Annotated in this window: 15 protein-coding genes; 6 read left to right on the forward strand and 9 right to left on the reverse strand. The window is 64.3% G+C overall.

Annotated elements, in window-relative coordinates; all coding sequences use genetic code 11:
• Window positions 1–10: 10 nt before the first annotated feature.
• Window positions 11–1831 (reverse strand): putative nucleotidyltransferase substrate binding domain-containing protein, encoded by a 1821-nt coding sequence (locus Q358_RS0100335; protein ID WP_027960212.1) that lies wholly within the window; start codon window positions 1829–1831, stop codon window positions 11–13.
• A gap of 564 nt (window positions 1832–2395) precedes the next feature.
• On the opposite strand from Q358_RS0100335, the gene Q358_RS0100340 reads away from it, so the two are divergent.
• From Q358_RS0100340 to Q358_RS0100355, 4 genes are all read left to right on the forward strand, one after another.
• Window positions 2396–2656: a DUF4212 domain-containing protein gene (locus Q358_RS0100340; protein ID WP_027960213.1), complete on the forward strand. Its 261-nt coding sequence runs from the start codon at window positions 2396–2398 to the stop codon at window positions 2654–2656.
• A 6-nt stretch (window positions 2657–2662) separates the two neighbouring features.
• On the forward strand, window positions 2663–4459 hold the full coding sequence (locus Q358_RS0100345) for a sodium:solute symporter family protein (protein WP_027960214.1): 1797 nt from the start codon (window positions 2663–2665) through the stop codon (window positions 4457–4459).
• A gap of 125 nt (window positions 4460–4584) precedes the next feature.
• A complete protein-coding gene (locus Q358_RS0100350; RefSeq protein WP_027960215.1) occupies window positions 4585–5100 on the forward strand; it encodes a hypothetical protein in 516 nt (171 codons plus the stop codon).
• Window positions 5101–5169: 69 nt separating this feature from the next.
• Complete coding sequence (locus Q358_RS0100355; RefSeq protein WP_027960216.1) at window positions 5170–9111, forward strand: hybrid sensor histidine kinase/response regulator; 3942 nt, start codon at window positions 5170–5172, stop codon at window positions 9109–9111.
• 207 nt (window positions 9112–9318) lie between these two features.
• Here Q358_RS0100355 and Q358_RS0100360 read toward each other — a convergent pair whose 3' ends face one another.
• The 3 genes from Q358_RS0100360 to Q358_RS18085 all read right to left on the reverse strand — a co-directional run bounded on the left by Q358_RS0100360 (window position 9319) and on the right by Q358_RS18085 (window position 12858).
• The gene (locus tag Q358_RS0100360) at window positions 9319–9981 is read right to left on the reverse strand and encodes a LuxR C-terminal-related transcriptional regulator (RefSeq protein ID WP_027960217.1); all 663 of its coding nucleotides are present in this window, start codon (window positions 9979–9981) and stop codon (window positions 9319–9321) included.
• Window positions 9982–10182: 201 nt separating this feature from the next.
• Window positions 10183–12135 (reverse strand): acetate--CoA ligase, encoded by a 1953-nt coding sequence (gene acs / locus Q358_RS0100365; protein ID WP_027960218.1) that lies wholly within the window; start codon window positions 12133–12135, stop codon window positions 10183–10185.
• Window positions 12136–12297: 162 nt separating this feature from the next.
• Window positions 12298–12858, reverse strand: a complete 561-nt coding sequence (locus Q358_RS18085; protein WP_084286392.1) for a SprT family zinc-dependent metalloprotease — start codon at window positions 12856–12858, stop codon at window positions 12298–12300.
• Between the two features lie 84 nt (window positions 12859–12942).
• Between Q358_RS18085 and Q358_RS0100375 the strand changes: the two genes are divergently transcribed.
• Window positions 12943–13590, forward strand: a complete 648-nt coding sequence (locus tag Q358_RS0100375; protein ID WP_027960220.1) for a YecA/YgfB family protein — start codon at window positions 12943–12945, stop codon at window positions 13588–13590.
• A 185-nt stretch (window positions 13591–13775) separates the two neighbouring features.
• Here Q358_RS0100375 and Q358_RS0100380 read toward each other — a convergent pair whose 3' ends face one another.
• Window positions 13776–14897, reverse strand: a complete 1122-nt coding sequence (locus tag Q358_RS0100380; protein ID WP_027960221.1) for a phospholipase D-like domain-containing protein — start codon at window positions 14895–14897, stop codon at window positions 13776–13778.
• Window positions 14898–15021: 124 nt separating this feature from the next.
• On the opposite strand from Q358_RS0100380, the gene plsB reads away from it, so the two are divergent.
• Window positions 15022–17478, forward strand: a complete 2457-nt coding sequence (plsB, locus tag Q358_RS0100385) for a glycerol-3-phosphate 1-O-acyltransferase PlsB (RefSeq protein ID WP_043487425.1) — start codon at window positions 15022–15024, stop codon at window positions 17476–17478.
• Here plsB and Q358_RS0100390 read toward each other — a convergent pair whose 3' ends face one another.
• The 4 genes from Q358_RS0100390 to aceF all read right to left on the reverse strand — a co-directional run bounded on the left by Q358_RS0100390 (window position 17479) and on the right by aceF (window position 21969).
• Window positions 17479–18234, reverse strand: coding sequence for a class I SAM-dependent methyltransferase (locus tag Q358_RS0100390; protein ID WP_051530105.1), 756 nt, complete (start codon window positions 18232–18234; stop codon window positions 17479–17481).
• Window positions 18231–18950, reverse strand: coding sequence for a tRNA (adenosine(37)-N6)-threonylcarbamoyltransferase complex dimerization subunit type 1 TsaB (tsaB, locus tag Q358_RS0100395; protein WP_027960224.1), 720 nt, complete (start codon window positions 18948–18950; stop codon window positions 18231–18233). Before tsaB ends, Q358_RS0100390 begins: the two co-directional genes overlap by 4 nt.
• A 141-nt stretch (window positions 18951–19091) precedes the next feature.
• Window positions 19092–19748 (reverse strand): adenylate kinase, encoded by a 657-nt coding sequence (gene adk / locus Q358_RS0100400; RefSeq protein ID WP_027960225.1) that lies wholly within the window; start codon window positions 19746–19748, stop codon window positions 19092–19094.
• A 238-nt stretch (window positions 19749–19986) separates the two neighbouring features.
• Window positions 19987–21969 carry a dihydrolipoyllysine-residue acetyltransferase gene (gene aceF / locus Q358_RS0100405; protein WP_027960226.1) on the reverse strand — a complete coding sequence of 661 codons (1983 nt, stop codon included), beginning with the start codon at window positions 21967–21969 and terminating at the stop codon, window positions 19987–19989.
• Window positions 21970–22023 lie beyond the last annotated feature (54 nt).

Consider the following 22023-nt stretch of genomic DNA (forward strand, 5'->3'; position numbering starts at 1 on the left):
TTCCGTCTCTTCATGAGTATTCCAGGTGAAAACGATGCGAGAGGCGCTGCTTGAAATCCTTGACGATATGCAGGGCCTCTCGCAGCAGGTCGCGCTCAAGCGACGAGAGCTCCTGAACCACGACCCGGTCGGGACTGGAGGTCTCGTTTTCTGCCTCGTGGCGCGCCAGCTGCTGCTTGAGGCGCAGCTCTGTGAACAGTGACAGTGCCTCGGCCAGATCCTCGGCGAAGCGTGGCTCCAGGCGTCCATCCTCGGCCAGGGCTTCCAGGCGCTCCAGTGTCGAGGTAGGTTGAATACCGCGCTCAAGGGCCATCACTCGCACGCCATGCACGATGGGAAAGATGCCCCCCTTCTTGATATCGATCCCGTGCTGGGGTCGCTTGAGTGACCCGAACAGGGTCAGTGGCATGGAGAAACGCAGGATGGCGCGAGCGAAGTAGGAGAGCAGCAGCTCGTTGCCGGCACACTGGGCGAAGAGGTCGGCGCGCACCTCATCAAGCAGTGCCGGGTTGCCCGCCACGGCATGAGAGTCGAGCATGATGGCCAGCTTCATGAGGGTGTCACCGTCCCTGGCCTCGACCCAGCGTGAGATGCGGCGCTTCCACTGGCTGACTGTTCCCACCCACTCCGGATTGGAGACCATGATATTGCCGGGACAAGGGGGGTAGCCGAGCTCGATCAGGGTCTCCGTCAGATGCTGCATCCGGTCGGCACAGTCGGGCCATTCAAGCCTGTCGTCAAGGATCAGGCCGTTGTCCTGGTCGGTCTTGAGAATCTGCTCACCTCGCCCCTCGCTGCCCATTACCATCAGGCAGCTATCGGCGTGATAGCGTTCGTCGACCAGAAACCCCCAGGCCTTGTTGATGATGCGGCCATTGAGGGCCGCCAGCAGCCCCATGGCGAAGCGCAGCTTGACTCCCTGTGCCATCAGCGCACTGACCAGCTCGGGCGTACGCTGGCTGGCCGCGGCCAAGGCCTCGAGGCTATCCGCCTGCTCGACCTGCAGGCTGACGACGTAACTACGGCTGGAGAAATAGCTGAGCACATCGGTCAGCTCCACGACGCCCACCGGCCGCCGCTCTTCCTCCACCACGACACGCTCTATCTTGTGCCGGGTCATGATGACCAACGCCTCGAAGAGGTACTTTTCCGGCGTCACTGTGATCAGCTCGGCATGTCCCAGCTCTTTCAGCGGGGTGTCACGGCCGCGCTCGTCCACTACCAGGGCATTGAGCAGGTCGGTCTTGGTGATCATGCCGTGGCTCTGGCCACGCCCGACAAGCAGCGAATCGGCATGTTGTTCATTGATGGCGGCGACCGCCTCGGCGATGCTGGTATCGGCGGATACGATCAGAGGCTCGCGCATGCACTCGTTGACCGAGGCCAGCATGAAGCCGGCCATGGTCACTCCACCTTCCGCGCGCTGCTCGGTCAACAACCGTGCCTTGTGAGCCAGGGTCTGACGGAAGAATTCGGCGAAGGGGGTGTAGGCATCGCATAGCTCGAGAAACAGCGCCCTGGGCAACAGATAGCAGAGGCTCTCCTGCTCCGCACGAAAGCGATAGCGGCTCTTGCCGTTGAGAATGCTGATCGCCCCGAAGAGGTCTCCCTGGGTGTAATGACCGATGCGCTCTCTGGCCGCGGGCTGGGTGGCGTCGATCTCCGCCACTTCCCCCTTGTGGATCAGGAAGACATACTCACCGGGCTGGCCTGCCTCGAGGATGATCTCGTCGCCGTCGAAGTAGGCCAGGTCGACGCCCTGTCTCACACGCTCGCGACCCATGTCGTCGAGCAGCGTGAACGGTGGCTGGGAAAGATCGATATCGATCATGGCTGAACCTCACGGATCACCCCCACTTGAATGAGAGCCCGGCATCGACCCCAATGACTGCCGGTACAGGCCCTCCTTCGATGGAAGCATTGTTATTGGTGTCGGCAAGCGTGATAAGTAGTCAGCGAAGCCGATAACACATCGGTATTTAAAGAGAGCATAACAACGACAACGCCTCGCCGATAAGCTAGACCAACGTATCGTCCCACCATCGCTTAGACCATGGTCTTATCCAGAACCCTGCTACTAGACAAAGGTCCAACCCGGGCTAGATATACCATGGTGTTATTCCATCATCTTGGCACTTGCCATTTCACGGAACCATAAAACACAAATCATTGATATTGCTATATTTTAAACAAAAGCGTTGAATCACTTTATTCTCATGATACGAAAGTCTGGGATTCATTTCCTTCACTCATTGACCACTATCCACCTGCATCATGCAGGACAATCGCACGACACCAACATGTCTCTCGGGCTGGAGGCGTACGATTGTCCTGGTGATGCTTCAATCAACGACTGCACAAGTTCCCTAGTTCAACAACAAGTGGAGAACACGACATGGCAGAAGAGAAAGTCGATTCAACCGGGTACTGGAAGGCCAACGTACGCCTGATAGTTGGCTGCCTGGCCGTCTGGGCCTTCGTCTCCTACGGCTGCGCCATCCTGTTCCGGCCGCTTCTCGCCGGCATCCCGGTAGGCGGAACTGACCTGAGTTTCTGGTTCGCCCAGCAGGGTTCGATCCTGACCTTCATTTGCCTGATCTTCTTTTACGCCTGGCGAATGAACCAACTCGACAAGAAATTCGGACTCGGGGAGTAAGACAGAATGAGCCAATTTGCCATCAACCTGCTGTTCGTAGGGGCATCCTTTGCCCTCTACATCGGCATTGCGATCTGGGCCCGAGCGGGCTCGACGAAGGACTTCTATGTCGCGGGCGGCGGTGTTCATCCGGTCACCAACGGCATGGCCACCGCCGCCGACTGGATGTCTGCCGCCTCATTCATCTCCATGGCCGGCCTGCTGGCGTCCGGCGGTTATGCCAACTCCACCTTCCTGATGGGCTGGACCGGTGGCTACGTCATCCTGGCCATGCTGCTGGCCCCCTATCTACGCAAGTTCGGCAAGTTCACGGTGCCCGACTTTATCGGTGACCGCTTCTACAGCAACACCGCTCGCCTGGTAGCCGTGGTCTGTCTGATCGTCGCCTCGGTCACCTACGTCATCGGCCAGATGACCGGTGCCGGCGTGGCCTTCTCGCGCTTCCTCGAGGTCTCCAACACCTGGGGCATCTGGATTGCCGCCTTTATCGTGTTCCTGTATGCGGTCTTCGGCGGCATGAAGGGCATTACCTATACCCAGGTGGCCCAGTACGTCGTGCTGATCGTCGCCTACACCATCCCGGCCGTGTTCATCGCCCTGCATCTGACCGGCAACCCGGTTCCCATGTTCGGCATGTTCAGCACCCACACCGAATCCGGCGTGCCGCTGCTGGCCAAGCTGGATAGCGTGGTCAATGCCCTGGGCTTCCGCGACTACACCGCCGACGTGGACAACAAGCTCAACATGGTGCTGTTCACCCTGTCGCTGATGGTGGGTACCGCCGGCCTGCCCCACGTCATCATCCGCTTCTTCACCGTACCCAAGGTGGCCGATGCCCGCTGGTCTGCCGGCTGGGCCCTGGTCTTCATCGCCCTGCTCTACCTCACGGCCCCGGCCGTCGGCTCCATGGCACGGCTTAATCTGATGACCACCGTCTACCCCGAGATGGCCGGCGAGGTGGAAGACTACAGCGATGAGCTGAACAACCCCATCCTCTATTCAGAGCGCCCCGGCTGGATTCGCACCTGGGAAGAGACCGGCCTGATCACCTTCGAGGACAAGAACGACGACGGTCGCATCCAGCTCTACAACGATGACAATCCCGAGTTCACCGAGACCGCCGAAGAACACGGCTGGAAAGGCAGCGAACTTAGCGTCAACAACGATATCCTGGTACTCGCCAACCCCGAAATCGCCAACCTGCCCCCCTGGGTGATCGGCCTGATCGCGGCCGGCGGTATCGCCGCGGCACTCTCCACCGCCGCCGGCCTGCTGCTGGCCATCTCCTCGGCGATCAGCCATGACCTGATCAAGACCATGATCAACCCCAAGATCACCGAGAAGGGCGAGATGCTGGCTGCGCGGATCTCCATGGCCGGCGCCATCCTGCTGGCGACCTACCTGGGCCTCAACCCGCCGGGCTTTGCGGCTCAGACGGTGGCCCTGGCCTTCGGTATCGCCGGCGCGTCGCTGTTCCCGGTGCTGATGATGGGGATCTTCTCCAAGCGGGTGAACAACAGGGGCGCCGTGGCCGGCATGCTGACCGGTCTGATCGCGACCCTGCTGTATATCTTTACCTACCTGGGCTGGTTCTTCATTCCCGGCACCAACATGCTGGCCAACACCCCGGAGAACTGGGTCCTGGGCATCTCGCCGCTCTCCTTCGGCGCGGTGGGTGCGATCTGCAACTTCACGGTGGCTTACCTGGTGTCCAAGGCCACCGAGGAGCCCCCGCAGGAAATTCAGGACCTGGTGGAAAGCGTTCGCTATCCCAAGGGTGCTGGTGTCGCTACCGACCACTGATCTCCCGGCCATTCTGGGCCATAATGACCGACCGGCTCGCCGAGCCGGTCGGCTCCTTACCGATCGGGCTTCCTCAGGGAAGCCCGATCTCTTTGAACACCGATTTCCTTACACAGGGGTGAACCATGATTTGGCACTTGATTGCGGCGATCTTTGCCGGCCTCGGGGCGGCGGGCATCGGCCTGCTGCTGCGTACGCTCAGCGGCAAGCGCCTGCCACGCTGGATCATCCCCGCCCTGGGCGGCCTGGGGATGCTCGGCTATCAGGTCAACGTCGAGTACAACTGGTACGAGCACAAGCGCTCCCTGCTGCCGGACACCGCCCGCATCGTTCAGGTAGATCAGGACACCATGTTCTGGCGGCCCTGGACCTACCTTTTCCCCATGACTACCGCCTTCAGCGTGGTCGACGAACAGGGCATGACGGTCCGGGAAGACAATGGCGAAAGGCGGGTCGAGTTCCTGCTCTATCGCTTCGAGAAGCAGCTCCAGGACAGCGTCAGCCATCAGACATGGCTGATGAACTGCTCCACCCGGGAGACCCTGCCACTGGAGGGGGAGGAGCGTCAGCCCCGGCTGGACGCCATGCGTCGGCTGACGACGGAGGCACCGCTGTATCGCGCGGTCTGCGGGGACGCCTGACTCGCCTCCAGCCTGCCCTCGGGAGCGTCATTGCCCTAGAATGGGCGGCGACACCTAGGGGGGAAGCTCATGTTCGCTGGCTGGCTGCTGATTGCCGCATCGCTGCTTTACATTGCCATACTGTTCGGCATCGCCTGGCGTGGTGATCGCCATGCCCGGCGCCACGGCGCCAGTCAACGCCGGCCGGTCATCTACAGCCTGGCGCTGGCCATCTACTGCACGTCATGGACCTTCCATGGCGCGGTAGGCCAGGCCGCCAAGGGAGGCTGGTCCTTCGCCAGCATCTATATCGGTCCCATCCTGACCATCCTGCTGTTCTGGCCGGTACTGGCCAAGATGATCCGCGTCGCCAAGCATCAGAACGTCACCTCCATCGCCGACTTCATCGCCTCACGCTACGGCAAGACCCAGTCGCTGGCGGCCTTTGCCAGCCTGGTGGCCCTGGTCGGCACCCTGCCCTATATCGCCCTGCAGCTGAAGGCCGTCGCCACCTCCTTCAGCGTCCTGACCGTCGACAGCGATATCACTCGAGCCCCCCTCTTCGCCGACACCGCCTTCTATGTGGCAGTGGTCATGGCGGTCTTCGCCATCCTCTTCGGCACCCGCCACACCGACGCGACCGAGCATCACGAGGGGATGATTCACGCCGTGGCATTCGAGTCGCTGGTCAAGCTGGTCGCCTTCGTGGCCCTGGGGGCCTATGTCACCTGGGGGATGTTCGACGGGCTCGGCGACCTGCTGACGCGCGCCGATACCCAGCTGGAGCTGCAGCGCCAGCTGGCCCAGCAGGACTTTGGACATAGTTTCTGGGCCCAGACCCTGCTGGCAATGCTCGCGATCCTCTGTCTGCCGCGCCAGTTCCATGTGGCGGTGGTGGAGAACACCCACCGCGATGATGCCCGGACCGCACGCTGGTTATTCCCGCTCTACCTGCTGGCCTTTGCCTTCTTCGTGGTGCCGCTGGCGGCCGCCAGCCTGACCCTGTTCACCGACAGCACTGTGGAACCCGACACCTATGTGCTGGCGCTGCCCATGGCGGCAGATAGTGCCTGGCTGACCCTGCTGACCTTTATCGGCGGTTTCTCGGCGGCAACCGGCATGGTCATCGTGGCCGCCGTCGCGGTCTCGATCATGATCTCCAACGAGATCGTCATTCCGGCGCTGTTCCGGCTACGCTGGTTCGATACCAAGGCCCGCGACTACGGGCGCCTGGTGCTGCGCGCCCGGCGCATCACCATCGGCGCCGTGCTGGCCATGGCCTATGGCTTCTACCACCTGATCGGCGAGCTGGCCTCGCTGGCCTCCATCGGTATGCTCTCCTTCGCCGCCGCCGCTCAATTCGCTCCGGCCCTGATCGGCGGGCTCTACTGGAAACGGGGGAACCGCCTCGGCGTGATCGTCGGCATGAACGCCGGCTTCGCCATCTGGACCTACAGCCTGCTGATGCCGGCCATGGTGGGCGCCGACGTGCTGCCCGCCGACTGGCTGGCCGGCGGACCACTCGACATGGCCTGGCTGTCACCCACCTCATTGTTCGGCCTCAATGTCGGCGACGACTTCACCCATGGCGTGATGCTTTCGCTAGGGGTCAACCTGTTCTGTTACATCTTCGTCTCTCAGATCACGTCCCAGCGGGTGGTGGAACGCATCCAGGCCTCGCTGTTCGTCGACAGCGTCGAGACCCGTCAGACCTCGGTGAACCGCCCCTGGACCGGCGCCACCACCGTGGGCGACCTCAAGGTACTGTGCGAGCGCTTTCTGGGGGCCAACCAGGTAAGCCGGGCCTTCGATGACTATGCGAGACGCAGCGGCAAGCCGCTGGAGGATGGCACCCGAGCCTCCATCGATGTCATCCAGTTCACCGAACGCTTTCTTGCCTCGGTGCTCGGCGCCTCCTCGGCACGCATCGTGGTCAACTCGGCGCTTCAGGGGCGAGGCATCGGCATCTCCGATGTCATCTCCATCGTCGACGAGGCCTCCCAGGTGCTGGAGTTCAACCGCGCCCTGCTGCAGGCCACCATCGAGAACATCAACCAGGGCATCAGCGTGGTCGACCAGAACCTGCGCCTGGTGGTATGGAACCAGCGTTACCTGGAGCTGTTTCGCTTCCCCGATCACCTGATCCGCGTGGGCGCCCCGATCGACAAGATCTTTCGCTACAACGCCCATAACGGCGAATACGGCCCCGGCGACCCCGAGGAGCATGTCCAGCTGCTGCTGGACAATATCCGCCAGGGCCAGCCCCACCGGTACGTGCGCTATCGCCAGGATGGCAGCGTCCTCGAGGTGCAGGGCAATCCCATGCCGGGCGGCGGCTTCGTCTACACCTATCAGGACATCACTCAACAGAAGCGCGTCGAGGAGGCGCTGATCCGCTCGGAGAACAACATCCGCATCTATACGGATAATGTCCCCGCGCTGATCGCCTACTTCGACAAGGAGTGTCGCTACCTCTTTACCAACCGTGCCTACGAGCAGGCCTTCGGCATCGATCGCAACGAGGTCATAGGCAGACGAATCCAGGAGGTCATCTCGCCCGAGATGAGCCAGGAGCGGAAACAGTGGATCGAGGGCGCGCTCGCCGGCGAACGGGTCAGCTTCGAGGTCTCGTTCAGCCTGCCCGAGGGACGCCGCCACATGCTGGTGACCTATACCCCGCACTTCGGGGACAGCGGCGCGATCCTGGGTTTCTTTGCCCTCTATCAGGACATCACCGAGCGACGCATGGCGGAGGTTGCCCTGAAGGAAACCAACGAGACCCTGGAGGAACGCGTACGGGAGCGCACCCAGGCTCTCTCCGAGGCCAACGCGGCGCTGCGCCAGGAGAACCGAGTGCGCGCCGAGGCGGAGCAGGCCCTGCGCCAGGCCAAGCAGGTGGCCGAGGACGCCAATGCCTCGAAGACCCGCTTCCTGGCTGCCGCCAGCCATGACCTGCTGCAGCCGCTCAACGCCGCACGCCTGTTCACCTCGGCACTCGCCCAGGAGGTGGATGCCACGGACATGAGGCGCACCATCGGCCATATCGATGGCTCCCTGCAGGCCGCCGAGGAGCTGCTCGGCACCCTGCTCGATATCTCCAAGCTCGACGCCGGCGCTCTCACCCCCAGGCGCAGCCACTTCGCGCTGGCCGATATCGTCCGCCCCCTGCGTGCCGAGTTCGAGGTGATGGCCGAGAATCGCGGCCTGGATCTGACGGTAGTACCGACCGCCGCCTGGGTCGACAGTGATCCTCAGATGCTGCGTCGTATCGTGCAGAACTTCCTGTCCAACGCCATCCGCTATACCCAGGAGGGCCGAGTGCTGCTGGGCTGTCGCCGCCACGCGAACCGGCTCTCCATCCAGGTGTGGGACTCCGGACCCGGCATTCCCGAGTCCAAGCAGGCGGAGATCTTCCAGGAGTTTCGTCGCCTCGATCAAACCACGCGACACAAGGAGAGCGAAAAGGGGCTGGGGCTGGGGCTCTCCATTGCCGACCGCATGAGCCGGGTGCTCGAGCATCCCATCACGGTTCGCTCCCGTGAGGGTCACGGCACCCTGTTTGCGGTCAGCGTGCCGGTCGTCGCCGCCCAGGCCCGGCAGCCCGAAGTCGCGGCTTCACCGCGCCGCGCCGGCAACAAGCTGGCCGGCACGCGGATACTCTGCATCGACAACGAGAGCCTGATTCTCGAAGGCATGAAGGCGATGCTCTCCGGCTGGGGCTGCGACGTATTTACCGCCACCAGCATCGGTGGCGCCAAGTCGGTGCTGCGCCACCTGGACGGCGACCCGGACGCGATTCTGGCCGACTATCACCTGGATAACGAGGTGACCGGCCTGATGGCCCTGGAGGCGCTCAGCGAACGCCTGGAAGGCGCGGTACCCGGCATCGTGATCACCGCCGATCGCACCGAGGAGGTGGCCGAGGAGGTAAGGCGTACGGGCTATCAGCTGCTGCTCAAGCCGGTGCGGCCCGCGGCCCTGCGTGCCCTGCTGACCCGCACCCTGCAGGCCAGCCGAGCACCAGGCGGTTAGCCGCAAGCCCTTTGGGGAACAGCCCCGGTCCCTTGGGGACAGTCCCCGGCGGAGGGAACACCGTAAGCCAAGTGCACCAGAGCGAACCGGGGCGGCTTATTCGGGGACTGTCCCCTGCAGGCGAGCCTCGGGCGAAAGCCCGGCTGGGGTTTTTCGTACAGCGTAAAGCGTACCGCTTACCGCTCCCGGCAAAGCCGGGTTTACGGCTCAGGATTGGACCTTCGGCGGCTCGACCTCGAGCTTCTGGGCGGCAATCACTGCCTGGGTGCGTGAGTGCACGCCCAGCTTGCGCAGAATGGCGGTGACGTGGGCCTTGATGGTGGCCTCGGAGACATTGAGTTCGTAGGCGATCTGCTTGTTGAGCAGCCCCTCGGTCAGCATGTTGAGCACCCGAAACTGCTGGGGCGTCAGCGACGCGATGGCCTCGGCGAACCGGGTCTCCTCCTCATCGGCGTCGCCTATGGCATCGGCCAGCTCCGCCGGCAGCCAGACCTCGCCATCGAGGATCTCGCCCACCGCCTCGGCGATCAGCTGAAGCGAGGAAGACTTGGGAATAAAGCCGGAGGCGCCGTAATCGATGGCACGGCGCACCACATGGGGCTCATCACTGCCCGAGACCACCGCCACCGGAATATCCGGCGTCTGGCCGCGCAACTGGATGAGGCCCGAAAAACCGTGGGCACCGGGCATATGCAGGTCGAGCAGGATCAGGTCAGCGTCGGGATGACGGGTCACCACCTCGGCGGTCGCCTCCATGGTATCGGACTCGACGATCTCGGCCTGGGGCGCCAGCTGGCGTAGCGCCTGGGTCAAGGCTGCACGGAACAGCGGATGGTCATCGGCGACGATGAATTTCTGGGCAAAGGCCATGGATTCTCCTCCGGTTCCTCTGGCAGCAGGTCAACGGCCGCCATGCGGCTCTTTTCATTTTACCGCATGTTACCTCATGCCGGAGGTGATCCCCAAGCGCTGCGCCTTCATTGTCGACAACATTCCTGATGTCCGACAAAAAACCGGCCCCATGGGGCCGGTTCGTCAGGCTAGTAGCGACAAGGACCGAGCGCCGAGGCCTCAGAGATTGACGCGATGCTCGATCAGATCCTCGACCACGCTCGGGTCCGCCAGGGTGCTGGTATCACCCAGGCCATCCGTCTCGTTGGCGGCAATCTTGCGCAGGATACGGCGCATGATTTTGCCGGAGCGGGTCTTGGGCAGGTCATCGGCCCACTGAATGACATCGGGAGACGCGATGGGGCCGATCTCGGTACGAATCCACTTCACCAGCTCCTTCTGGAGCTCATCGCTCGACTCGTGGCCGTCGCTGAGGGTCACGTAGATATAGATCCCCTGCCCCTTGATATCGTGGGGGAAACCCACCACGGCCGCCTCGGCCACCGCATCATGGGCCACCAGCGCCGATTCGATCTCGGAGGTCCCCATGCGGTGTCCGGAAACGTTCAGCACGTCATCGACGCGGCCGGTGATCCAGTAGTAGCCGTCCTCGTCGCGGCGGCAGCCATCACCGGTAAAGTACATGCCCGGGTAGGTGGAAAAATAGGTTTGGACAAACCGCTCATGGTCGCCCCAGATGGAGCGCGCGATGCCCGGCCAGGCATCGAGTATTACCAGGTTGCCCTCGGCTTCGCCTTCGAGGAGATTGCCATTGGTGTCGACGATACCCGGCTGCACGCCAAACAGCGGCAATGTGGCAGAACCGGGCTTGAGGTCGGTGGCACCGGGCAGCGGCGAGAGCAGGATGCCGCCGTTTTCGGTCTGCCACCAGGTATCGACGATGGGACACCGGGAATTGCCGATCACACGATAGTACCACTCCCAGGCCTCGGGGTTGATGGGCTCACCCACCGAGCCAAGCAGGCGCAGGCTCTCCCGGGTGCTGGAGGCCATGACATCATCGCCATGGGCGCGCAGGGCGCGAATGGCAGTAGGTGCCGTATAGAGAATGCTGACCTTGTGCTTGTCGACGATTTCCCCCATGCGGCCAGGCGTCGGATAGCTGGGCACGCCCTCGAACATCAGGGTGGTGCCACCATTGGCCAGGGGCCCATAGACAATATAGCTGTGACCGGTGACCCAGCCCACATCGGCCGTACACCAGTAGATATCGCCATCGTGATAGTCGAAGACATATTGGTGGGTCATGGCGACATGCACCAGATAGCCACCGGTGGTGTGCTTCATGCCCTTGGGGGCGCCGGTTGAGCCGGAGGTATACAGGATAAACAGCGGATCCTCGGCGCTCATTTCCTCCGCCGGACAGTCGGTAGACTGGCCGGAGACGGCATCGCCGTACCAGATGTCACGCCCCTCCTTCCAGTCGACCTCGCCACCGGTACGCTTGACCACCAGCACGTTCTTGCAGACGTCGGTGTCTTTGCGAGTCAGGGCCGCATCGACGTTGTCCTTGAGCGGCACCTGCTTGCCGCCACGCACGGACTCATCGGCAGTGATGATCAGCTTGGATTGCGCGCCAATGACACGCTGCGCCACGGCATCCGGCGAGAAGCCGCCGAACACCACCGAGTGGATCGCCCCGATACGCGCACAGGCCAGCATGGCCACGGCCGCCTCGGGAATCATCGGCATGTACAGGGTCACCACATCGCCCTTGCCGATGCCCAGCTCCTTCAGCGCATTGGACAACTGACAGGTTCTGGCATGCAGGTCTCGATAGGTGATGTGCTCGGATTCGCCGGGATCGTCGCCCTCCCAGATGATGGCCGTCTGGTCGCCGCGCGTCTCCAGGTGGCGGTCGAGACAGTTGGCACTGGCGTTGAGCGTACCGTCCTCGAACCACCGAATATCGACGTTGTGCGTGTCAAAGGAGGTATTCTTGATTGTTGTCGGCGCCTTGATCCAGTCGAGGCGCTTCGCCTGCTCTTTCCAAAAGCCTTCAGTGTCCTCGATCGACTGGCGGTAGAGTGCCTCGTACTTAGCCTTGTCTATCCAGGCATTCTTCGCCAATGCTTCGGGAACCGGATAAATGTTCTTGTGCAGCTCCGTCATACAAGTAGACCTCTTGATCAGAAAGAGAGTCGGTCAAACAGTCTCCAATCCCAAACGGACGGGACGTGCCGGCTCCAGGGAAAGCACTGCCAGCATATAGGTCTCTGAGCCACCTTCCATTTAGACCTTGGTAGAAAAATTATCCCATTTAATATCAGCTACTTACCCATCCCTCTCGGACGCTTTTGAACCAAGATAGACCAACGTATGAGCGCAATGTCGGCAGCGATAGATGCGACCCCGCAATGCCAGGGCATGTCGATGAGGCGTAAAACCATGTTCACGACAACTACAAGCATAGCGATATGGCGAAGGGCTCGCCCGTTCGACATCGAAGCGATGGGTCGTGCGAGGCTCGAGGCCGAAAAGCCGGCGCATCACCGTCTGCCACTCCCGGCCGTGAGGCCGAGCCCGCCGGCCATCTTCCAGATGATGGACCAGCCAGTGGGCCATCTCGTGGGGTACCACCTCGACCAGGAAGTCGACCCGGTTCTCGGCATACAGCACCGGGTTGAAGCGCAGCCCGCCGCGGCCAAAATGTGCCTGCCCCGCACTCCGCCCCCGCAGATCGAGCCATACGCCAGGCCTGGGCAACCGGGGGTGGACCTCCCGGCACAGTGTGAAGGCGTCGGCAACCCGCTCATGCAGGGCGTGCGAGAGGCCGGGGCCCGCGAGAGCGGCAAGCGCTTCGGGGTCGGGATGGGGCAAGGCGGCAGTCATCATGAGTGCTAGAATGGCGACTCGCTCCCTGGGCGTAAAGCCCCCGGCCGCCAGCGTAAGCCCGTGAATCAGTGTGAGAGAACCACAATGTCCGATACCCCACTGCCCGAACCCCTGCTGGACGATGACCAGCTCGACCGTCTCGACGATTTCCTGGCCTCGGAACGGGTTTCCGAGGACGCCCTCGACCTGATCGGCACCCACGGCTTTCTGGTGGCCCTGGCCGTCAGCCCCCGGGAAGTGACGCCGGCGGCCTGGGTGGCGGAGCTGTTTCAGGGGGAGCCGTCTTTCGCCGACGATGCCGAGCGCGAGACCATTCTCGGTTTGCTGGAGCGGCTACGCCACAATGCCATCGCCGCCATGGAACAGGGCCTGCTGCCGGAGCTGCCCTTCGAGCTGACCCTGGAGGGCATTGCGGCGGAAGAAACGCCCGTCGGAGACTGGTGCGCCGGCTTCATGGAAGGGGTGTTTCTCGACGAGCCGGGCTGGTTCGAGGAAGACGAGGAAGCCGCCGCCACCCTGCTGCTGCCCTTCATGGCACTCTCGGGCCTGTTCGATGACGAGCCGGACATGACCGAGTTCACGGCCGACACGGCTCGCCTCGAAGGCCTGGTCCGCCAGCTGCCCGAACTGGTACTGGATCTCTACCTGCATTATCGCGTCCCCCCGGAGACACCCAAGCCGATGCCACGCAAGAAGAAACCCGCCGGCCGCAAGAAAGGCGGCAAGCGGTAGCTGGCTCTTGGGGACAGCTAACTCCGGGGGACAGTCCCGAATAGCGAGAAGGGACTGTCTCCCGGCAGTGGCGCCGATGCTGGCGAAGAGCAGAAAACACCGACCTGATGGCTCGGCCGGGGACAGTCCCTGACGGGAGGGAGACGGCGGCAGAGAGACTACCCCTGTCCCCTGTAAGGCTGAGGCTACTTGAGCCGGGTCAGCACGCCGTCGAGGATGCCAAACAGCCACTCCCTGAAGCGCTGCAACAGCGGGCGCTTCGCCCAGGCCTGCGGCTCGATCTCGTGGCTGACGGCGAAGTGACGCTCGAACAGCATGGCCACTTCCTCGGCGAAGCGTCGGTCATCCACCTCCTGGTTGGCCTCCAGGTTCCAGTGCAGGCTCCAGTGATCGAAATTGCAGGACCCCAGGCTGACCCAGCCATCGACAAGCGAGAACTTGGCATGGATGAACGTGGGTTGAAACTCGTGGATATGCACCCCGGCCTTGAGCAGACGCCCGTAGAAGCGCTGCCCCGCATAGCGCACACCCGGATGGTCATGACGCTTGCCGGGCAGCAACAGGCGCACATCGACGCCCCGGCGAGCCGCCCGTGCCAGGCGTAGACGCAGGCCGAGGGTAGGCGCGAAGTAGGGCGTGCAGATCCATACGCGCTGGCGTGACGCGGCTATCCGACCATGCAGCGAGTGGCGAATCGTCTGGTAACGATAGCCCCGGCCCCAGACCACCCGCCCCCGCATGCCGCGATGGCCATTCTCCACGCGGGTCGCCGTCGAGAGCCCGCGCACCAGGGCCGCCGCCCCGTCACCGCGGGTCAACGGGGAGTCCCACAGGCGGCAGAACAGGTGAACCCAGTCGGCTACCACCGGCCCCTGGATGCGCACCGCCACCTCGTACCAGGCGTCGAGAAACTCATCCACGACCCCGAAGCCACCGGTAAAGGCGAGGCGGCCATCAATAACGACCAGCTTGCGATGGTCACGGGTCAGGTTGCGCGCCAGGGAGTGCAGCCCCAGGGGATTGAAGAAGCGCAGGGCCAGGCCACCCGCCTGAAGGCGCTCACGATCATGCCTCGACAGTCCCATGGCCCCATAGCCATCGAGCAGCAGGAGTACCGTTACACCGCGCCCGGCGGCCCGGATCAGGGCATCGATCAGCGCCGCAGCCAGGCGTCCGGACTCCATCAGGTAAAGCTCGATCAATATCGAGGCCCGCGCCTGCTCGATGGCGTCGAACATGGCCGGAAGAAAGCGACTCGCTTCCGGCAGAAGCTCGAAGTCATTGCCGCCCCGCCAATTCCCGTGCATGGCTATCCCCCTGTCCGCCCCCTCATATGCCTCCGTGACGCCGGGATCGAATCGTCACTGACCCGGAGGCTCACGACGACTATACTGGCCTCTCCTCTCCCTTTCCTGCACCCGGGGCAAACGGATGGCCTTGCTGCACACCCTGACCACTCCCCTGCGCGCGTTGATGACCCGCATGATCGCCGCCTGGGTACGGCCGCGCCTGATCGAGCCGTCCCCCGACGACCTGGGGATTACCGCCGGCCAGCCGGTGATCTATGTACTGCCCCGCACCGCCTGGAGCGACGCCTGGCTGCTCGGTTCCTTGACCTCCTGCCATGGGCTGCCTGGCGCCGACAGGCGCTACCGCCTCGCCGGACGCCTGTTTCCCGGCTGCCTGGCGCTACCGCTGCCACGCCGACGGCTGCGCCGCTTACCACGCGGCGAACCGCCCTTCGAGGCATTGATCGAACGCCTCGAAGCCGATCCCGAGCTCGAGATACAGCTGGTGCCGGTCAGCATCTTCTGGGGCCGCGCGCCGGGCAAGCGGTTCGGCTTCTGGCGCCTGGTTGCCGCCGACAGCTGGCAGTTGACCGGTCGACTGCGCCGGCTACTGGCCGTGCTGGTCAATCGCCGCAGCGTGGAAGTGCACTTCGGCGCCCCGTTGATGCTCCGCGACCTCTGTCATGGCCGCGAGTCGGCGCTGACCAATCGCAAGGTGGCGAGACTGCTGCGCGTGCACTTCCGACGGATTCGCACCCGGGTACTGGGCCCGGACATCTCCCATCGCCGCACCCTGATCGAAGGCATGGCGTCGAGCCCCGGGGTCGGCCGAGCCATCGACGAGCAGACCGGTACGGGTCGCCAGTCGCGGCAACGGTTGAAGCGCCGTGCCCGCCGCTACGGCCATGAGATCGCCTCCAACATGACCTATCCGGTGCTACGCTTCATGGATGGCCTGCTTCGGCGACTGTGGAACCGTCTCTACGACGGCGTCGATGTCCGTGGCCTGGACGTGATCAAGCCCCTGGCCGAGGACCACACCCTGGTCTATGTGCCCTGCCACCGCAGCCATGTCGACTACCTGCTGCTCTCCTATGTGCTCTATCAGGAGGGGCTGATGCCGCCGCATATCGCCGCCGGGCGCAACCTGGACATGCCCCTGATCGGCCCGCTGCTGCGCCGCAGTGGCGCCTTCTTCCTGCGCCGCAGCTTTCGCGACAATCGCCTGTATGGCGCGGTATTCAACGAATACCTGCATCGCCTGATCGCCCGCGGCCACCCCCTGGAGTATTTCATGGAGGGCGGCCGTTCGCGCAGCGGTCGCATGCTGCCGGCACGCCCCGGCATGCTGGCCATGACACTGCGCTCCTTCCTGCGCAGCCATGCGGCCGGCCAGGGCCAGCCACTGGCCTTTGTTCCCGTCTATATCGGCTACGAGAGGGTAATCGAAAGCGCCAGCTACCAGCGTGAGCTTCGTGGGGGCAAGAAGCACAAGGAGACCCCGCTGGCGCTGCTGCGGGTGCTGGGCAAGCTGCGCCAGCCCTTCGGTCGCGTCAGCCTGAACATCGGCGAGCCATTGCGCCTGGCCGACTACCTGGACCACGAGCTGGGCACGCACTGGCGCCAGGAGCAGGCCTCACAGCCGGCGTGGTTCAACTCGCTGGTGCCACGCCTGGGCGAGACGCTGAGCCGACGCATCAATGCCGCCGCCGCCCTCAACCCGGTCAACCTCGTGGCCCTGGTGCTGCTGGCCACTCCCCACCATGCCATCGAGGAACGCCTGCTGGAGCGCCAGCTGTCACTGCTGGCGGCACTCCAGCGGAGAACGCCGGGTGCCACCCGGACGAGCCTGACGGCGGGCGAGCCCGCCGAGTGGATCACCCAGGCCTTGTCCCTGGGCATGATCCAGCGCCGCCAGCACCCCCTGGGCGACATCCTGCTCGCCGCCCCCCACCAGGCCGGCCAGCTGGGCTGGTATCGCAATAACGTGCTGCATCTCTTCGCCCTGGCCGGACTCACCGCCTTCGCCTTCCGCCACCAGGCGCGGCATACACTCGACGACCTCGAGACCCTGCTCGCTCCCGGCTGGCCGATTCTCGCCCGAGAATTGATGGTTCCCACGCCCCCCGACCTGCGCCAGGCCCTGGCGGCGATGCTCGAGGCACTGGTTGAAGAGGGCCTGCTGGAGCGGGACGCTCAGGGAGGCTGGCGGCGCATCGATGATTGCCTGGAGGCGGGTGAGAGCATCGAGCTGCTGGGTCAGTTAATGCAACCATCACTGGAGCGAGGCTACCTGCTGCTCGCGGTACTGATCCAGGCGGGGAGTGAAGGTCTCACGGCCGAAGAGCTGGCCGAGCATAGCCGACTGCTCACCGAGCGGCTGGCGGTGCTCTCGGGGCTCGACGCCCCGGAGTTCTTCGATACGCGGCTGTTCGTCAGCCTGGTGGAGAGCCTGGAGCTGGAGGGCTGGCTATGGCGCAACGCCGCGGACCGGCTGACGTTTGATGGGCGGCTGCGCGACGCGGCCAGGCGTTCGCGACGACTCTTCGACCCGGCGCTGCGCCATCGCCTGCAGCTGATCACGCGTCGCGACGACTGATCAGTCGACCTTCAGGCTGCGGTGCACATAGACATCATAGCGGCTGGTCTTGCCCTCGAGCACATGGCGCGGGGCAACTCCTTCGATCGGCGGCGCCTTCCTCGATCGCTTGACCACGACCCGGTGGCTGGCGACATCCAGTGCCGCCTCCAGCAGACGCGGCGCATCGGCATCGTCGCCGGCCAGGGTCCGGAACAGCCGCATCTCCTTCTTGACCAGCGCCGACTTCTCACGATGCGGAAACATCGGATCCAGGTGAATGACCTGGGGCGGGAACCCGGCCTCGGCCACCCGGGCCTCGAGATCACGGGCGGCATCGCCGTGCACCAGCTGCATGCGTGTGGCGATCTCGGTGGTATCGGCATCGGCCTGGGCCCTGGCCAGGCCATTCTCGAGCAGGGCGAAGATCGCCGGGACTCGCTCCACCATCAACACCCGCGCCCCCAGGCTCGCCAGCACGAAGGCATCACGTCCGAGCCCCGCGGTGGCATCCACCACCGCGGGCGTCACCCCCCGGGAAAAACCGCAGGCACGGGCGATCAGCTGGCCCCGTCCGCCACCGAAGCGCCGCCGGTGAGCGACGCGCCCCGCGGTAAAATCGACGACCAGCGGCTGTCCGAAGCGCCCGGGGTCACCACCAAGCACCAGACGGCCCTCTCGCCACATCAGCCGCAGCTCGGCATCCTCGGCGTCGGGGAGTCCCAGACGCTCGGCCAGCTCCATGTCATCCACCGCTATCGGCGAGCGGCCGCTCATTTCACCTCGCCAGCGTTCATCTTCTTCCAGGCCACCTCGTTGCGCAGGTAGACCGGCTGAGCCAGATGGGCCGGCAGTCCCCTGCCTTCCTCCAGCGTCGGCATGGCCAGCAACGCCATCTCGGCGGCGGCGGCCTCCATCTCGGGAAGGCTTTGATCCACCCCCGCCTGCACCTCGGCCGACATCTGAGAGAGGAGGTTCCAGCCGGACCCCACCCCGACCCACGCCTGGCCGTCATGACCGGCTGGCAGGCGCAAGCGCTCGGGGGCCATCACCGCCTCATCGAGCAGCGGCGCCGGCAGGCCCTGCGCACAGTCCCAGGCGGCCACATAGATCTCTCCCATCCGGGCGTCCAGGGCCGTCGCCAGACAGCGAAACCCGTGGCGACGGTGGGCGCCAAGCGCCAGCGCCGCCAGGGTCGAGACGCCGATCAACGGGCGGTCGAGGCCGTAGGCGAGCCCCTGGGCGGCGCCCGCGGCGATACGCAGGCCGGTGAAGGACCCCGGGCCATGACCGTAGGCGATGGCGTCGAGCTCGGCGGGCCGCACCCCGGCGTCGGCCAGCACCTCATCGACCATGGGCAACAGGCGCCGAGTATGCTCACGGGGCGTCAGGGCGAAGCGGGAAATCAGCTCGTCGGCGGCGTCGGGGCGCCGCCGCAGCAGGGCCGCGGAGCAGGCGCTCGAGGAAGCATCCAGGGCCAGCAGGATCGACATGACAGCACCATCTCGGGAAAACGGGTTGTCATTATACGCGGTCGGGCCCCGAACGACGATGGCCCGCTTTCAAGCGGGCCATCCTGGTTGCCGGATCCGGCCGCAAGGTGCAGGCGCGGCGCCGTTTCGGCGAAAGGCCTATCAGCCTTCGAGCGCCTTGAGCACCTGGGCCTTGATCTCGTCGACGCTGCCGACGCCTTCCACGCGGTGATAGGCCGGCGCGGCCTCGGCATCCTGCTCGGCCCAGGCCTGGTAGTAGTCGACCAGTGGTGCGGTCTGCTCATGGTAGACCGACAGGCGATTGCGCACGGTAGACTCGCGGTCGTCATCGCGCTGGATCAGCGCTTCGCCGGTCACATCGTCCTTGCCCTCTTCCCTGGGCGGATTATGATCCACATGATAGATGCGCCCCGAGCCCGGGTGCACGCGACGCCCGGCCAGGCGACTGACGATTTCCTCGTCTTCCACGGCGATCTCGAGCACGTGGTCGAGCTTCACTCGCGCGTCCTTCATGGCGTCGGCCTGGGGAATGGTGCGCGGGAAGCCATCGAACAGGAAGCCATTGGCACAATCCGGCTGGGCGATGCGCTCCTTGACCAGGGCGATGATGATGTCATCGGATACCAGGCCGCCACTGTTCATGATTTCCTTGACCTTGACCCCCAGCTCACTGCCTTCCTTGATGGCGGTCCGCAGCATGTCACCGGTAGAGATCTGCGGAATGTTGAAGCGCTCACAGATAAACTGGGCCTGGGTGCCCTTGCCGGCACCGGGGGCGCCCAACAGGATCAAACGCATGTCAGTATCCTCGTGGTCAAGTGGTTGTCAAATCGGAAGAATTATTGGGGAAGGAACGATAACCGCGGCCCACGACCAGCACAAGCGCCGGACATTGCCGAGCCCCTTCCGGGACAGGAAAGCGCCTTTTATTTCAAGGATATCGGCTCGAATTGCACTTTGGTCTTGGCAGCCGAGCCAAGGCCGGAAATGACGACGGCGCCCGAAGGCGCCGTCGTCTGGCGGCTGGACCCAGGCCCTACATCAGCAGTCGACGAATATCGGTCAACAGCTGACCCAGCAGCGCGGTAAAGCGTGCCGCATCGGCGCCGTTAACGGCTCGGTGATCATAGGACAGGCTCAACGGCATCATCAGCCGCGGCTGGAAGGTCGCGCCATCCCATACCGGTTTCATCGAGGCCTTGGAGACCCCCAGAATGGCCACCTCCGGCGCATTGACGATGGGGGTAAAGGCGGTACCGCCGATGGAGCCCAGGCTGGAGATGGTGAAACAGCCACCGGTCATCTCCTCGCGCTTGAGCTTCTTCGACTGCGCCTTCCCGGCCAGCGCCACCGACTCCTTGGCCAGCTCGATCAGCGACTTCTGGTCGGCATCGCGAATCACCGGCACCATCAGGCCATCGGGCGTGTCCACGGCGATGCCGATATGCACGTACTTCTTGTGCACCATGGTGTCGCCGTCGCTCTTCAGGCTGACGTTGAACTGCGGGTACTGACGCAACGCGAAGGCACAGGCCTTGATCAGGAAGGGCAGCGGCGTGAGCTTGGCTCCCTGGGCCTCCGCCTCGGCCTTCATGGACTTGCGGAAGGCCTCCAGCTCGGTGATGTCCGCCTCGTCGAACTGGGTGACATGGGGCAGATTGACCCAGCTGCGATGCAGGTTGGTGGCCCCCATCTTCATCAGGCGGCCCATGGACGTCTCTTCCACCTCGCCGAACTGACTGAAGTCCTGATCCGGGATCGGCGGAATGCCCGAGCCCGACGCCGCCGGTGCCGCCTGGGCCTTGCCCTGACCGGCCATCACCTGCTGGACGTAGGCGTGCACATCCTCCTTGAGAACCCGACCCTTGGGTCCGCCGGGCTTGACCAGGGCGAGGTCCACACCCAGTTCGCGCGCCAGCATGCGCACCGCGGGACCGGCATGGACCAGCTTGCCGTCGCGGGGCTTGTGCGCCGCCATCTCGGCCTCCGGGCTCGGCGTGCCAGGCGCTCTCGGGGCGGGCCTTTCGGCCTTGGGCGATTCGGGCCGCGCTGGCTCGGGCCGCTTCTTCCCGGCCGCCGGCGTGGCGACGACGGTCTCGATATAGCCGATCAAGTCACCTTCGGAGATGCTGTCGCCTTCCTTGACGGTGAGCTCCACCAGCTTGCCCTTGACCGGGCTCGGGACATCCATGGAGGCCTTGTCGGACTCCAGGGTGATCAGCGGCGCCTCTTTCTCGACCTCGTCGCCCTCGGCCACGGCCACCTCGATGATCGGCACATCGCTGGCGCCGCCCAGGTCCGGAACACGGACCTCCTGACGCTGGGGTTCACCCGCGCCCGGGGCCGCGTCTTCCTCGGCCTCTTCCGGCGCCTCCGAGCCGCCAGCGGTCTCGCCGGCAGAAGATGCCGGGGCCTCATTCGCGGCCGGCTCACCGCCCTCGTCGGCAATTTCCATGGTGCCGATCACATCGCCTTCCGAGACGGTGTCACCCTCCTTGACGCTCAGGCGGGTCAGCCGGCCGGCATGGGGGCTGGGCACATCCATGGAGGCCTTGTCGGACTCCAGGGTAATCAGCGCCGCCTCCGCGGCGACCTCCTCACCCTCGGCCACGACGACATCGATCACCTCGACATCGCTGTCACCCCCCAGGTCGGGTACGGTGATCTCAACGCTGCGCTTGCCACCGCCGCTGGCCGGCGGCTTTTCCGCGGCCGGCTCGGGCTCCTTCTCCGGCGCCGGGGCACTCTGCTGCTCGGCGGCCGGCTCGGGCTCACCCGCGCCTTCGACTTCCAGTTCGACGATGTCGTCTCCCTCCGAGACGGTATCGCCTTCCTTGACCAACACCCTGGCCACCTTGCCGCCCTGGGGAGACGGCACATCCATGCTGGCCTTGTCGGACTCCAGGGTGATCAGGGTGTCCTCGGCTTCGATGACATCGCCTTCCGACACCCCGATCTCGATAATCTCTACATCGGTATCGCCGCCGATGTCCGGTACTTTGATGATTTCGCTACTCAAGGTCGCGCTCCTTCCAAATCGTGCCTGGAAGGGGCGGGCATCCGCCCGCCCCAC

This window comes from Halomonas halodenitrificans DSM 735 (genome assembly GCF_000620045.1).
GTDB classification, from domain to species: domain Bacteria; phylum Pseudomonadota; class Gammaproteobacteria; order Pseudomonadales; family Halomonadaceae; genus Halomonas; species Halomonas halodenitrificans.

What these genes read in the sequence shown, in the direction of transcription:
- Q358_RS0100380 (WP_027960221.1), bottom strand. Translation starts at nt 14,897, where the DNA reads ATGCACGGGAATTGGCGGGGCGGCAATGACTTCGAGCTTCTGCCGGAA.
- plsB (WP_043487425.1), top strand. Translation starts at nt 15,022, where the DNA reads ATGGCCTTGCTGCACACCCTGACCACTCCCCTGCGCGCGTTGATGACC.
- tsaB (WP_027960224.1), bottom strand. Translation starts at nt 18,950, where the DNA reads ATGTCGATCCTGCTGGCCCTGGATGCTTCCTCGAGCGCCTGCTCCGCG.
- Q358_RS0100340 (WP_027960213.1), top strand. Translation starts at nt 2,396, where the DNA reads ATGGCAGAAGAGAAAGTCGATTCAACCGGGTACTGGAAGGCCAACGTA.
- Q358_RS0100350 (WP_027960215.1), top strand. Translation starts at nt 4,585, where the DNA reads ATGATTTGGCACTTGATTGCGGCGATCTTTGCCGGCCTCGGGGCGGCG.
- Q358_RS0100335 (WP_027960212.1), bottom strand. Translation starts at nt 1,831, where the DNA reads ATGATCGATATCGATCTTTCCCAGCCACCGTTCACGCTGCTCGACGAC.
- Q358_RS0100345 (WP_027960214.1), top strand. Translation starts at nt 2,663, where the DNA reads ATGAGCCAATTTGCCATCAACCTGCTGTTCGTAGGGGCATCCTTTGCC.
- acs (WP_027960218.1), bottom strand. Translation starts at nt 12,135, where the DNA reads ATGACGGAGCTGCACAAGAACATTTATCCGGTTCCCGAAGCATTGGCG.
- Q358_RS0100375 (WP_027960220.1), top strand. Translation starts at nt 12,943, where the DNA reads ATGTCCGATACCCCACTGCCCGAACCCCTGCTGGACGATGACCAGCTC.
- Q358_RS0100360 (WP_027960217.1), bottom strand. Translation starts at nt 9,981, where the DNA reads ATGGCCTTTGCCCAGAAATTCATCGTCGCCGATGACCATCCGCTGTTC.
- adk (WP_027960225.1), bottom strand. Translation starts at nt 19,748, where the DNA reads ATGCGTTTGATCCTGTTGGGCGCCCCCGGTGCCGGCAAGGGCACCCAG.
- Q358_RS18085 (WP_084286392.1), bottom strand. Translation starts at nt 12,858, where the DNA reads ATGATGACTGCCGCCTTGCCCCATCCCGACCCCGAAGCGCTTGCCGCT.
- Q358_RS0100355 (WP_027960216.1), top strand. Translation starts at nt 5,170, where the DNA reads ATGTTCGCTGGCTGGCTGCTGATTGCCGCATCGCTGCTTTACATTGCC.
- Q358_RS0100390 (WP_051530105.1), bottom strand. Translation starts at nt 18,234, where the DNA reads ATGAGCGGCCGCTCGCCGATAGCGGTGGATGACATGGAGCTGGCCGAG.